The sequence below is a fragment of the Halomicrobium sp. HArcht1-1 genome (assembly GCF_058933285.1).
On sequence record NZ_JBZYDL010000001.1, the window covers coordinates 1,903,030 to 1,915,833 of the forward strand.

Below are 12,804 nucleotides of genomic sequence, written 5' to 3' on the forward strand. Positions count from 1 at the left end.
AATGACACAGGACTACGAGGTCGAGTTCGTCGAACGCTCCGATCGCGAGGCGCGGTTCCTCGTGCGCGGGATCAGCCCCGCCTTTGCCAACGGCATCCGCCGGGCGATGATCGCCGACGTGCCGACCTTCAGCGTCGATACCGTCCGAGTCATCGAGAACTCCAGCGTGATGTTCGACGAGCAGATCGGACTCCGCCTCGGGCTGGTCCCACTCACGACCGACCTCGACGACTTCGAGGTCGGCGACGAAGTGACGCTGTCGATCGACGTCTCCGGTCCCGAAACCGCCTACTCCGGTGATCTGGTCAGCTCCGACTCCCTGGTCGAGCCGGCCGACGAGAACATCCCGATCATCGATCTCAAGGACGGCCAGCGCCTCGAAGTCGAGGCCGACGCCGTCCTGGATCGTGGCCGCGAACACGCCAAGCATCAGGGCGGCGTGGCCGTCGGGTACCGACACCTCCAGCGCGTCGAGGTCGTCGGCGACAAAGGCGAGTTCGAGGACGACGAGACCCACATCCTTCGGGGCGTCATCGAGGAGCAAGCTGCCGAACACGTCGACGGGGACGCCGATGACGGCGACCTCGTCCTGACCGAGGCGTTCGACAGCGACCTCACGAAGCGCTACCCCGGCAAGGAACTGGAAGTTCACGACGTAGAGAACGCGTTCGTCTTCCACGTCGAGACTGACGGTTCCCTCTCCGTCGAGGAGCTCACCCTCCGCGCGGTCGATTCGATTCGATCCCGTGCGGACGAACTACGCGACGCAGTCCAACTATAAGATGACCCCTGCCCCAACCGCACCGATGATCGCGACGCCACCCCGCGCCAGCGTGAGGATCGAAAGCGGTTTTACGGGGCAAACAAAACGACCTATTGCGAGCAGGGATAGCCAAGTTTGGCCAACGGCGCAGCGTTCAGGGCGCTGTCCCGTAGGGGTCCGCAGGTTCAAATCCTGCTCCCTGCACTTTCTCACACAGGAGGAACGTCATGAGTAAGACTAATCCGAGACTCAGTAGTCTCATCGCCGACCTGAAATCCGCCGCCCGTTCGGGCGCGGACGTCTGGGGCGACATCGCCGAGCGTCTCGAAAAGCCACGACGCACGCACGCGGAAGTCAACCTCGGCCGTATCGAACGATACGCCCAGGAAGACGAGACCGTCATCGTGCCCGGCAAGGTGCTCGGTTCCGGCGTCCTGCAGAAGGACGTGACCGTCGCAGCTGTCGACTTCTCCGGAACGGCCGAGAAGAAGATCGACCAGGTTGGAGAGGCAGTATCGCTCGAAACCGCAGTCGAACAGAACCCCGAGGGCTCGGAGGTGCGCATCATCCAATGAGCGTCGCAGAATTCGACGCGGACGTCGTCGTCGACGCCCGCGACTGCATCTTCGGACGCGTCGCTTCCAACGTCGCACAGCGCGCGCTCGACGGCGAGACGATCGCCGTCGTCAACGCCGAGGAGGCCGTCATCACGGGTAACGAGGACCAGATCATGGAGAAGTTCCAGAAGCGCCGCGAGATCGGCTCCGATCGAGGTCCGTACTACCCGAAGCGACCGGACGGCATCTTCAAGCGCTCGATCCGCGGGATGCTTCCCCACAAGAAGACCCGCGGTCGCGAGGCACTCTCGAACGTCCGCGTCTACGTGGGCAACCCCTACGAGGACCACGACCTCGACGCGGAGATTCTGGAGGGGACCTCGCTGGATCGACTGTCGAACATCAAGTTCGTCTCGCTCGGAGACGTCAGCGAATCCATCGGAGCGAACGTAACATGGTAACGAACACCTCTGGCAAGAAGAAGACGGCCGTCGCCCGCGCGACCGTTCGCGAGGGCGAGGGTCGGGTACGTATCGACTCCCAGCCGGTCGAGCTGGTCGATCCCGAGCTGGCCCAGCTGAAGATGCTGGAGCCGTTCCGGATCGCCGACGACGACCTGCGCGAGCAGGTCGACGTGGAGGTCTCCGTCGAGGGCGGCGGCGTCATGGGCCAGGCCGACGCGGCCCGGACCGCGATCGCACGCGGCCTCGTCGACCACACCAACGACGCCGAGCTCCGTGACGCGTTCATGGAGTTCGACCGCTCGCTGCTGGTCAACGACGTTCGCCAGTCCGAAGCCAAGAAGTGGGGCGGCCCCGGCGCACGGGCCCGCTACCAGAAGTCCTACCGCTAAGGTGATATGATATGATGGTACCGGTCCGGTGTTTCACCTGTGGTAACGTCGTCGCCGAGCACTGGGAGGAGTTCAAGGCCCGCACCCGCGAAGCCGAGGAGCCAGAGGACCCCGAAAAGGTCCTCGACGAACTCGGCGTCGAGCGGCACTGCTGTCGCCGGATGCTCGTCTCGCACAAGGACCTCGTCGACATCGTGGCACCCTATCAATGATGGTTCAGGAAAACCGCTACGAGAAGGCGCGGATCATCGGTGCGCGAGCGCTGCAGGTGGCTTTCGGTGCGCCGGTGCTCATCGACACCGAGCAGACCCAGCCGATCCTCATCGCGGCCGAGGAGTACGACGCTGGCGTCCTGCCCTTCACAGTTCGACGAGGTGACAACTGATGACGCTCATCACGGACGTACGACTGCGCCGCGTGCTCGACTCGCGTGGCAACGCGACGGTCGAGGCCGACGTGCTCACCGAGAGTGGCGGCTTCGGACGCGGCAAGGCACCGAGCGGAGCGAGTACTGGCGAGTACGAGGCCATCGAGTTGCCTGCCAACGAGGCGATCGCACGGGCACGCGAGGACGCGCTGCCCCGACTGATCGGCGAGGTTCACGCCGGCAATCAGCGTGACGTCGACGCGGCGCTTCACGCGGCAGACGGGACCGACGACTTCTCGGAGATCGGGGCCAACAGCGCCGTCGCCATCTCGATGGCGGCCGCGAAGGCCGGAGCCGATGTGCTCGGTGCGCCGTTGTACCAGCACCTCGGTGGCACGTTCCGGGGCAACGAGTACCCGACGCCGCTTGGCAACATCATCGGCGGCGGCGAACACGCCGCGGACGCGACGAACATCCAGGAGTTCCTCGCGGCACCCGTCGGTGCGCCAAGCGTCGAGGACGCCGTCTTCGCCAACGCCGCGGTCCACCAGGAAGTCCACGACATCCTCGCCGAGCGGGACCTGCCCGCCGGAAAGGGTGACGAGGGCGCGTGGGCACCGTCGATCTCCGACGACGAGGCCTTCGAGATCATGGCCGAGGCGGTCGAGACCGTCGCGGACGATCTCGGCTTCGCGATCTCCTTCGGCCTGGACGTGGCCGGCGCGGAACTGTACGACGCCGAGGAGGACGGCTACGTCTACGACGATCAGATCCGCTCGGCCGAGGAGCAGATCGACTACATCGCCCAGAAGGTCGAGGAGTACGACCTCGTCTACGTCGAGGACCCGCTCGACGAGAACGACTACGAGGCCTTCGCCGACCTGACCGACCGGGTCGGCGACCAGACGCTGATCTGTGGCGACGACTTGTTCGTCACCAACGTCGAGCGCCTGCAGGCCGGTATCAACGCCGGTGCAGCGAACTCCATCCTCATCAAGCCCAACCAGATCGGGACGCTCACGGACGCCGTGGACGCCATCGAACTGGCCCGGGACAACGGGTACGCGTCGGTCGTCTCCCACCGCAGCGGTGAGACGGAAGACGCCACGATCGCACACCTCGCCGTCGCGACCGACGCACCGTTCATCAAGACGGGCGCGGTCGGTGGCGAGCGAACAGCCAAGCTGAACGAACTCATCCGAATCGAGGACAACGCAGTATGAGCGGCAACGAAAACGAAGGTCTCGACGCAGAGGACTCCGACTTCGACCCCGAAGACGACGTCGAAGCAGAGGCCGACGCCGAGGCTACCGACACTGAGGAACCGGCCGCCGACGCCGAGGCCAGCGAGGCCGACGCGGAGGCTGAAGAAGCTGACGAGGGACCGTCCCTCGACGAGGACGTCATGCCTGACGACGAGGCAGACCTCCTCATCCCCGTCGAGGAGTACCTCGGCGCGGGCGTCCACATCGGGACCCAGCAGAAGACCCAGGACATGGAGCGGTTCATCCACCGCGTCCGGACCGACGGGCTGTACGTGCTGGACGTCTCGATGACGGACTCGCGCATCCGCACGGCAGCGGACTTCCTCGCGAACTACGACCCCGAGCAGATCCTCGTGGCCTCCTCGCGACAGTACGGTCGGTTCCCGGCCGAGAAGTTCGCCGACGCCGTCGGTGCGCGGGCCCGGACCGGTCGATTCATCCCGGGGACGCTGACCAACCCCGACTACGACGGGTACATCGAGCCCGACGTGGTCGTCGTCACGGACCCGATCGGTGACGCCCAGGCCGTCAAAGAGGCAATCACCGTCGGCATCCCGGTCATCGCGATGTGTGACTCCAACAACACCACCGCGAACGTCGACCTGGTCGTCCCGACGAACAACAAGGGGCGCAAGGCACTGTCGGTCGTCTACTGGCTGCTGGCCAACGAGACGCTCGACCGCCGTGGCTCGGACACCGTCTACGAGCTCGCCGACTTCGAGAGCGAACTGTAGACGCCCCCGATTTTCCGTTCTCACAGCCCGGTAGCGACTGCGATCACCGCCGGACGGGATAGTTTAAGAGCGACGGCGGTGAACGACGCCACATGGCACAAGGAGATACGCTCGTCAACGCCCTGATCGGTGCAGCCGTCGGCACCGTCGCCGGTGCAGTGTTGCCCCTCGGACCGTTACTGGGCGGACTCACGGCGGGCTATCTGGAAGGTGGCGATCGCTCGGACGGACTCCGCGTTGGTCTCTACGCCGGTCTGGTGGCGCTGATCCCACTCGGACTCGGCGGATTCGTGGTCGGCTCTCTGTTCGGGCTCTTCGCGATCGGTGTCGGTCCCGACGGATTCGCCTTCGGGGTGCTGGGGATCGCGTTCATGCTGCTGTTGTTCGCTCTCTACGTCGCTTACGTCGTGGGCTTTAGCGCACTGGGTGGCTGGCTCGGCAACTACGTGAAGTACGACACTGAAATCGGCTCGTGAGATGACCGGGCTGTTCCGTGACGCTGGGTGGGGCGCGGCGGTGACGGTCGTCCTCTCGGTGCTCCCCTTTTCGCCCGTCGTGGGCGGTGCCGTCGCGAGCCACCGGCGTGGCTGTCGCTACGCGACTGGCCTGGCCGTCGGCCTGCTCTCTGGCGTCGTCGCCGCGATTCCGCTGCTCGTGTTGTTCGTGCCGACACTGTTGGTCGTCGGCTGGCTCGGCTACGGCGTCCCGCCGTCGTCGCCGGCCTACGATCTCTTTCTGGCCATCGTCTTCGGACTGTTCGGGCTCTACACGGTCGGACTGAGCGGGCTGGGCGGGCTCGGCGGCGTCTGGGCGCGTCGCCACACCGACTGGGACCTCGATCCCGCCCGGTGGCTGTAGGTCGATGGACTGTCGGTTTGGTACACGATTCAAACGTCGAGAGCCCGTCGGTCACACAATGGCAGAGACTCCGCCGGGGCCGAAGGGAGAACCGCTGTTCGGAAGCAGTCGCACGTACGCCCAGGACCCGTTCCGGTTCGTCGAGGCGCTCGAATCAGCGTACGGCGGCGTCGCACGCTTCGACATGGGGCCGATGGACACCCTCCTGGTCGCCGAGCCGGCGCTCGTCCAGCAGATTCTCGTCGACGACGACTCGAAGTATCGGAAGCCGGACTTTCAGGACGACGCGCTGGGTGACCTGCTGGGAGACGGGCTCCTGCTGAGCGAGGGCGACACCTGGCAGGAACAGCGCAAGCTGGCGAACCCGGCCTTCAGCATGGCACGCCTCGCGGACATGGACGACAGGATCGTCGATCACGCCGAGTCCCTCGTCGCCGACTGGCAGGACGGTTCGGTGGTCGACGCCGAACGCGGGATGACCCACGTCACGCTCGACGTGATCCTGGACCTGATGATGGGCGTCGAGTTGCCAGACGAGCGCGTGACGACCGTTCAGGACCAGCTCGTCCCGCTGGGGGCGCGGTTCGAGCCCGACCCGATCCGCTTCGCGATGCCCGAGTGGGTACCCATGCCAGACGACGCCGAGTTCGACGCGGCGGTGGAGACGCTCGACGGCGTGCTCGACGACATCTTCGAGCGCCGTCGGGGAACGACCGGCGGCGAGGACGGCCCGATGGACTTCCTCTCGATCCTCATGCGGGCACGGGATCGCGGCGAGCAGTCCGAAGAGCAGTTGCGCGACGAGATGATGACGATGCTGCTCGCGGGCCACGACACGACTGCGCTGACGCTGACCTACACGTGGTTCCTCCTCTCGGAACACCCCGAGGTCGAGCAGCGACTCCACGAGGAGATCGACGCGGTCGTCGGTGACGAGCGGCCGACGATCGACCACGTCCAGGAACTGGAGTACCTCGACTGGGTGATCGACGAGTCGATGCGCATGTACCCGCCCGTGTACACGATCTTCCGGACGCCGACCGAGCCGGTCGAACTCGGTGGGTACGACGTTGCGCCGTCGACGGTCCTCATGCTGCCACAGTGGGCCGTCCACCACTCCGAGCGCCACTGGGAGAACCCGGAGGAGTTCGACCCCGAACGGTGGGCTCCGGAACGGAGCGAGGGGCGACACCGCTTCGCCTTCTTCCCCTTCGGCGGCGGCCCCCGCCACTGTATCGGCAAGCACCTCGCGCTGCTGGAGGCGAAGCTGATCGTCGCGACGGTCGCCAGCGACTACCGGCTCCGCTTCGAGGGCGAGACGCCGCTGGAACTCATGCCGTCGCTGACGGTCCACCCGCGCCAGGAGATGTCGATGCGGGTCGAGGAGCGGTAAGGGCGAGAGACGGAGCCGGTTTCAACGGTTACTATACGGATGGCCACGCAGGGCCGAGTATGGTTACAGCGAGCGCTCCCGGGAAGGTGTACCTCTTCGGGGAGCACGCGGTGGTCTACGGCGAGCCGGCGGTCCCCTGCGCGATCGAGCGCCGCGCTCGCGTGACCGCCGAGGAACGGACAGAGGGGCTCCGAGTTCACCTCGACGATCTCACGCTGGACGGCTTCACGATCGAGTACAGCGGCGACGCGACGGATCGACCGGACGTGAACGTCTCCGAGTCACTCGTCGAGGCGGGCGTCGGCTACATCAACGAGGCCGTCGAGCAGGCACGCGACGCCGCCGACGCGCCGGACGCGGGCTTCGAGATCAGCGTCAAGAGCTCCATCCCGCTGGGAGCCGGGATCGGTTCGTCGGCGGCCGTCGTCGTCGGCGTCATCAAGGCGGCGACGGCGGAGCTGGGCGTCGAACTCGACGCCCGGGAGGTGGCCGAGCGAGCCTATCGCGTCGAGCACACCGTCCAAGACGGGGAAGCGTCGCGAGCCGATACGTTCTGCTCGGCGATGGGCGGTGCCGTTCGCGTCGAGGGCGACGACTGTCGGCGCATCGAGGGCGTCGACACGCTCCCGTTCGTCATCGGCTACGACGGCGGGGCCGGAGATACCGGCGCGCTCGTCGCTGGCGTCAGGCAGCTCCGCTCGGAGTACGACTTCGCGGCGGACACGGTGGAGGCGATCGGCGACATCGTCCGCGAGGGCGAGCAGGCACTACAGGACGGCGACCTGAGCGAGCTGGGTGAGCTGATGGACTTCAACCACGGCCTGCTCTCGGCGCTGGGGGTCTCCTCGCGATCCCTGGACAGCATGGTCTGGGCGGCGCGAGACGCGGGCGCGCTGGGCGCGAAGCTCACGGGTGCTGGCGGCAACGGCTGTGTCGTCGCGCTGGACGAGACCGACGCGACGGAGACCGCGCTCTCGTACACGCCGGGCTGTGAGAACGCGTTCCGCGCGGCGCTGGACACCGAGGGGGTTCGGATCGAATGAGTCGCGAGACGGTCGTCCTGAAACTGGGCGGGAGCGTCGTTACCGAGAAGAACCGTCCGGAGACGGTCGACACGGCGACACTGGAGCGAGCCGTCGCCGCGGTCGCCGAGAGCGACGCCGCACTCGTGGTCGTCCACGGCGGCGGGAGTTTCGGCCACCACCACGCGGACGAACACGGCGTCTCGACGACCACCGGGACCCGCGACCCCGAGGGGGCGCTCGCGATCCACGACGCGATGGTGGCGTTGAACCGCGCCGTCGTCGAAGCCCTACAAGCGGCCGGGGTCGCCGCGCTCCCGGTCCAGCCGCTGTCGGCGGCCGCCCGCGACGAGGACGGAGCGCTCTCGCTGGCGACCGACCCCGTCGAACAGCTCCTCGACGAGGGGTTCGTCCCCGTCTTGCACGGCGACGTGATCGCCCACGAGGGCGAAGGCGTGACGGTCCTCTCTGGCGACGAACTCGTCGTGGCGCTCGCGCCGGCCGTCGACGCCGACCGAGTCGGACTGTGCTCGACCGTCCCGGGAGTGCTCGACGACACGGGATCGGTCGTCGACCAGGTCGACGCCTTCGCGGACGTTGCCGACGCGGTCGGCGACAGCGACGCGACCGACGTGACCGGTGGCATGGCCGGGAAGGTACGGGCGTTGCTGGCGCTTGGCGTGCCCGCCCAGATCTTCGGACCGGACGCCCTCGACGCCTTCCTCGCCGGGGAAGCGCCGGGAACGACGATCGCCGGTGGCCGGGAGTAGCCGGGTCGACCACACCTCTCACCTGGGCGAAACCTATTTGTTCGCGTTGGCTATTGTCCAACGTATGGCAGTAGTCGGAATCAGTGGCGTTTTCAGGTACGGCACCCGCTTTCTCGCCCATCTACTCGTCGTGACACTGGTCGGTATCGTCCTCGTGTTGACCGGCAACCTCCTCGGTGGGTTCCTCACCGGCACGATCGCGAGTCCCGGTTTCAGAGCCCCGGCCACGACGGCCGGCTGGGGCGGCGTCGCGATCGCCCTCGTCGGCGTCCTCGCGACGATCGGGGGCGTCAGCGGACTGTTGTTCAAGCTCGTCGCCGACGGGACGGCCGTCGGGACGCGCTCGGTCCTCGAATCGGAGGGCCAACTCGACAGTGCCACCGCAGACGCCGACGAGAGAGCAGACGACGGTGTAGAAGCGAGCGACGAGACCGACACCGTCCAGAGCGACGCTCCCGACACGGAGCCGGTCGCACAGAGCGAGCCAGAGAGTCAGACACCGCCAGAGACCGAGCAGCCAGACCCGCAGCCGGCGTCTGAACGGTCGGGCCCCGAGCAAGTGGCCGGACAGCCCGACGCCGAGTCACCGTCCGAACAGCGTCCTGCTGCACAGGTGGAGGACGATCCTCGACAGCCGGACCAGCCAGTCGCCGAGTCACGAACCCCCGAGGCGGTCGAGCCACAGCCGACGGACGAGGGTGCGTCGGGAGCAGAGCCCACTGCCCAACAGCCCGACCAGCCCGGACCGCTGGACGAGCCAGCGGGCGACCAGTTCGCGGAGGAGCGCCCGAGTCGCCAGCCGGTCGACGAACCGGGAGACAGCCAGCCCGGGGCCGAACCGGCGGCGAGTCGATCCGAGACCGAGCCGAGGGACGACCAGCCTCCGAACGAGCCCGCGAGCGACCGACCGGTCGACGACTCCGTCGGGAGCCAGCCCGAACCGGACGACGGACCGAGCGACGACCCGTCGAGTGGCGGACAGCCCGAGTGGACGCCGCCGGATCCCGAAGAGTTCGAACAGCACCAGTCGACCCAGGACGACCAGTCCGACGGAGAGACCGAGGTCGAGGAGTCGTCACCGCAAGACGATCCCTTCGTCGACAAACAGCCCACAGCCGACGAGACGCGCCTCGTCGACGACGAGCAGTTCGACGACTCGGTCGAGAGTGCAACGAGCTGGGAGGACCTCCAGGAGACCGCCGCCGACAGCACGACGGGCGACGAGGACGAGGAGACCACGTCCGGCGGCGACGCCTACGAAGACGATCTCGACGACGAGGACGAGAGCAGCTACTCCTTCGAGACCAAGGGCGACGGCGATCCGCTTTCGGACGCACTCGACGGCGAGTAGCCCGCGCAACACTCCCGTCGCGGAACCCCGCCGTTTTTAACAGCGGCCGTCGTAGGCCCAGGTAACCGAGCGTACGGCCGCCCGGCGAGCGGGAGGCGGCCGGCGGACGACGGTCGGGAACAACTGGTTCCCACCCCTTCGCGTGATCCGGGGCTACGGGGCGACCCGGTCGGCCTGCGGACCACAGGACCTGTCGAGCGAGCGATCGACGAACTGTCGTAGCCGGTACCCCCCGCGTTCGTGCGGCCTTACTCGGAGAGGCAACTATGGAAGTAGAAATCGCAACGATTGGCGGTTACGAAGAGGTTGGCCGACAGATGACGGCCGTTCGCGCGGGCGACGACATCGTCATCTTCGACATGGGCCTGAACCTCTCGAAGGTACTGATTCACGACAACGTCGAGACCGAGCGGATGCACTCGCTCGACCTCATCGACATGGGTGCGATCCCGGACGACCGCGTCATGTCCGAACTCGAGGGCGACGTGAAAGCCATCGTGCCGACACACGGCCACCTCGACCACATCGGCGCGATCTCGAAGCTCGCACACCGCTACGACGCGCCCATCGTCGCCACGCCGTTCACGATCGAACTGGTCAAACAGCAGATCAAGAGCGAGGAGAAGTTCGGCGTCCAGAACGATCTGGTGAAGATGGATGCCGGCGGCACGATGTCCATCGGCGACAAGAACGAACTGGAGTTCGTCAACGTCACGCACTCGGTTATCGACGCCATCAATCCCGTGCTCCACACGCCGGAGGGGGCCGTCGTCTACGGTCTCGACAAGCGGATGGACCACACGCCGGTGCTGGGCGACCCCATCGACATGAAGCGGTTCCGAGAGATCGGTCGCGAGGGCGAGGGCGTCCTCTGTTACATCGAGGACTGTACGAACGCCGGCCGGAAGGGCCGGACGCCCTCCGAGTCCGTCGCCCGCCGCCACCTCAAAGACGTCATGACCAGCATCGAGGACTACGACGGCGGGATCGTCGCGACGACGTTCTCCTCGCACATCGCCCGTGTGAAGTCCCTGGTCGAGTTCGCAGACGAGATCGGCCGACAGCCGGTCCTGCTGGGCCGCTCGATGGAGAAGTACTCCGGGACCGCGGAGCGCCTCGACTTCGTCGACTTCCCCGACGATCTGGGGATGTACGGCCACCGCAAGTCCGTCGACCGCACGTTCAAACGGATCATGAACGACGGCAAGGAGAACTTCCTGCCGATCGTCACCGGCCACCAGGGCGAGCCCCGCGCGATGCTCACCCGCATGGGCCGTGGCGAGACGCCCTACGAGCTGGAAGACGGCGACAAGGTCATCTTCTCGGCGCGGGTCATCCCCGAGCCGTCCAACGAGGGTCAGCGCTACCAGTCCGAACAGCTCCTGAAGATGCAGGGCGCGCGCCTCTACGACGACATCCACGTCTCGGGGCACCTCCGCGAGGAAGGCCACTACGAGATGCTCCAGGCGCTCCAGCCCCAGAACGTCATCCCGGCTCACCAGAGCATGTCCGGGTTCGCACCGTACGTCAGCCTCTGTGAGAGCCAGGGCTACAAGCTCGGTCGCGATCTGCACGCGACCAGTAACGGCAACCGGATCACGCTGGTCGAGTAGGATGGCTCGTCAAGAGGACGTCGAGGCGGCGATCGTCGCCCGCCGCGAGCAGGTCAACGACGCGATCGAGCGAGAGCTCCCGGTCGACGAGCCCGAGGAGCTCTACGAGGCGTCGCGGTACCTGATGGACGCCGGTGGGAAGCGGCTCCGTCCGACGATGCTGCTGCTGGCGGCCGAGTCACTCGCCGACGTCGAGCCACAGTCGACGGACTACCGGTCGTTCCCGACCGTCGACGGCGGCGAGATCGACGTGTTGCGTGCCGCCGTCGGCATCGAGACGATCCAGTCGTTCACGCTGATCCACGACGACATCATGGACGACGACGACCTGCGCCGCGGGGTCCCGGCGGTCCACCGCGAGTACGACCTCTCGACGGCGATCCTCGCGGGCGACACGCTGTTCTCGAAGGCCTTCGAGTACATGCTGGATACGGGTGCGGAGCCGGAGCGGTCCGTCGCCGCGACGAAGCGACTGGCCCAGACGTGTACGGAGATCTGTGAGGGCCAGTCGTTCGACATCGACTTCGAGAGCCGTGCGGCGGTCACGACCGACGAGTACCTCGACATGGTCGAGCTGAAGACGGCCGTGCTGTACGCGGCTTCGGCGTCGATCCCGGCACAGCTGATGGGTGCCGAGGAAGCCGTCGAACCGCTCTACGGTTACGGGCTCGACGTGGGACGGGCCTTCCAGATCCAGGACGACTTGCTGGACCTGACGACGCCCTCGGAGAAACTGGGCAAGCAGCGCGGCTCCGACCTCGTCGAGGAAAAGCAGACGATCATCACGCTGCACGCCCGCCAGCAGGGCGTCGATGTGGAGGGACTCGTCGAGACCGACTCCGTCGAGGCGGTCACCGAGAGCGAGATCGACGACGCCGTCGCCGAGCTCGAAGCCGCCGGGAGCATCGAGTTCGCCCGCGAGACGGCCCACGACCTGATCGCCAGCGGGAAAGAGCGCCTCGAAGTGCTGCCGGACAACGAGCCACGCCAGCTACTGGCGGGGATCGCCGACTACCTCGTCGAGCGCGAGTACTGATCCTCGCAACTGATTCAAACCACTGATTTATAAGTGGAGTTGAGAGGTACTGATTCAGAAAAATCCAATTATGTCGAATCTGGGTTACAACGGATGATGGGTTGTGTCTTCGTCCACATACTGACTAAAAAATCAAATTAAATGATGATCTTGCAACTCATGGTTCCATAAACAGCATTTGCTGCGTGTATAACTTTATACCTCACATTCGAACCTCGCCAA

The 12,804-nt window shown here is 66.3% G+C and carries 16 protein-coding genes and 1 tRNA gene; all 17 read left to right on the forward strand.

Translation table 11 applies throughout. The features are described 5' to 3' along the window. Position 1: 1 nt before the first annotated feature. The 17 genes from AC5FRZ_RS10015 to idsA3 all read left to right on the forward strand — a co-directional run bounded on the left by AC5FRZ_RS10015 (position 2) and on the right by idsA3 (position 12,582). Positions 2-781: a DNA-directed RNA polymerase subunit D gene (locus AC5FRZ_RS10015; protein WP_170094558.1), complete on the forward strand. Its 780-nt coding sequence runs from the start codon at positions 2-4 to the stop codon at positions 779-781. 101 nt (positions 782-882) lie between these two features. After that, positions 883-967 (forward strand) — tRNA-Leu (locus AC5FRZ_RS10020). 23 nt (positions 968-990) lie between these two features. Next, positions 991-1,338 (forward strand): 50S ribosomal protein L18e, encoded by a 348-nt coding sequence (locus tag AC5FRZ_RS10025; protein WP_015763541.1) that lies wholly within the window; start codon positions 991-993, stop codon positions 1,336-1,338. Continuing rightward, the gene (locus tag AC5FRZ_RS10030; protein ID WP_170094559.1) at positions 1,335-1,781 is read left to right on the forward strand and encodes a 50S ribosomal protein L13; all 447 of its coding nucleotides are present in this window, start codon (positions 1,335-1,337) and stop codon (positions 1,779-1,781) included. Before AC5FRZ_RS10025 ends, AC5FRZ_RS10030 begins: the two co-directional genes overlap by 4 nt. Further along, positions 1,775-2,173, forward strand: coding sequence for a 30S ribosomal protein S9 (locus AC5FRZ_RS10035; protein WP_015763543.1), 399 nt, complete (start codon positions 1,775-1,777; stop codon positions 2,171-2,173). Before AC5FRZ_RS10030 ends, AC5FRZ_RS10035 begins: the two co-directional genes overlap by 7 nt. Before the next feature lie 11 nt (positions 2,174-2,184). After that, positions 2,185-2,385, forward strand: a complete 201-nt coding sequence (locus AC5FRZ_RS10040) for a DNA-directed RNA polymerase subunit N (protein WP_015763544.1) — start codon at positions 2,185-2,187, stop codon at positions 2,383-2,385. Further along, the gene (locus AC5FRZ_RS10045; protein WP_153553670.1) at positions 2,382-2,558 is read left to right on the forward strand and encodes a DNA-directed RNA polymerase subunit K; all 177 of its coding nucleotides are present in this window, start codon (positions 2,382-2,384) and stop codon (positions 2,556-2,558) included. The genes AC5FRZ_RS10040 and AC5FRZ_RS10045 overlap by 4 nt, the downstream gene beginning before the upstream one ends. Next, entirely contained in the window at positions 2,558-3,763 is a 1,206-nt protein-coding gene (eno, locus tag AC5FRZ_RS10050; RefSeq protein WP_372480744.1) for a phosphopyruvate hydratase, read from the forward strand. Before AC5FRZ_RS10045 ends, eno begins: the two co-directional genes overlap by 1 nt. Further along, entirely contained in the window at positions 3,760-4,539 is a 780-nt protein-coding gene (gene rpsB, locus AC5FRZ_RS10055) for a 30S ribosomal protein S2 (protein WP_015763547.1), read from the forward strand. The genes eno and rpsB overlap by 4 nt, the downstream gene beginning before the upstream one ends. Positions 4,540-4,631: 92 nt before the next feature. Then, entirely contained in the window at positions 4,632-5,015 is a 384-nt protein-coding gene (locus AC5FRZ_RS10060) for a DUF5518 domain-containing protein (protein WP_208626016.1), read from the forward strand. A gap of 1 nt (position 5,016) precedes the next feature. Continuing rightward, positions 5,017-5,397: a DUF5518 domain-containing protein gene (locus AC5FRZ_RS10065; protein WP_493564502.1), complete on the forward strand. Its 381-nt coding sequence runs from the start codon at positions 5,017-5,019 to the stop codon at positions 5,395-5,397. Positions 5,398-5,455: 58 nt separating this feature from the next. Next, positions 5,456-6,790 carry a cytochrome P450 gene (locus AC5FRZ_RS10070; RefSeq protein WP_493564503.1) on the forward strand — a complete coding sequence of 445 codons (1,335 nt, stop codon included), beginning with the start codon at positions 5,456-5,458 and terminating at the stop codon, positions 6,788-6,790. Positions 6,791-6,849: 59 nt separating this feature from the next. Continuing rightward, a complete protein-coding gene (mvk, locus tag AC5FRZ_RS10075; protein ID WP_493564504.1) occupies positions 6,850-7,833 on the forward strand; it encodes a mevalonate kinase in 984 nt (327 codons plus the stop codon). Further along, positions 7,830-8,582 carry an isopentenyl phosphate kinase gene (locus AC5FRZ_RS10080; protein WP_493564505.1) on the forward strand — a complete coding sequence of 251 codons (753 nt, stop codon included), beginning with the start codon at positions 7,830-7,832 and terminating at the stop codon, positions 8,580-8,582. Before mvk ends, AC5FRZ_RS10080 begins: the two co-directional genes overlap by 4 nt. A gap of 64 nt (positions 8,583-8,646) precedes the next feature. Next, a complete protein-coding gene (locus tag AC5FRZ_RS10085) occupies positions 8,647-9,933 on the forward strand; it encodes a hypothetical protein (protein WP_493564506.1) in 1,287 nt (428 codons plus the stop codon). Positions 9,934-10,199: 266 nt separating this feature from the next. Continuing rightward, positions 10,200-11,546: an RNase J family beta-CASP ribonuclease gene (locus AC5FRZ_RS10090; protein WP_493564507.1), complete on the forward strand. Its 1,347-nt coding sequence runs from the start codon at positions 10,200-10,202 to the stop codon at positions 11,544-11,546. Between the two features lies 1 nt (position 11,547). Beyond that, complete coding sequence (gene idsA3, locus AC5FRZ_RS10095) at positions 11,548-12,582, forward strand: geranylfarnesyl diphosphate synthase (protein WP_372480738.1); 1,035 nt, start codon at positions 11,548-11,550, stop codon at positions 12,580-12,582. Positions 12,583-12,804 lie beyond the last annotated feature (222 nt).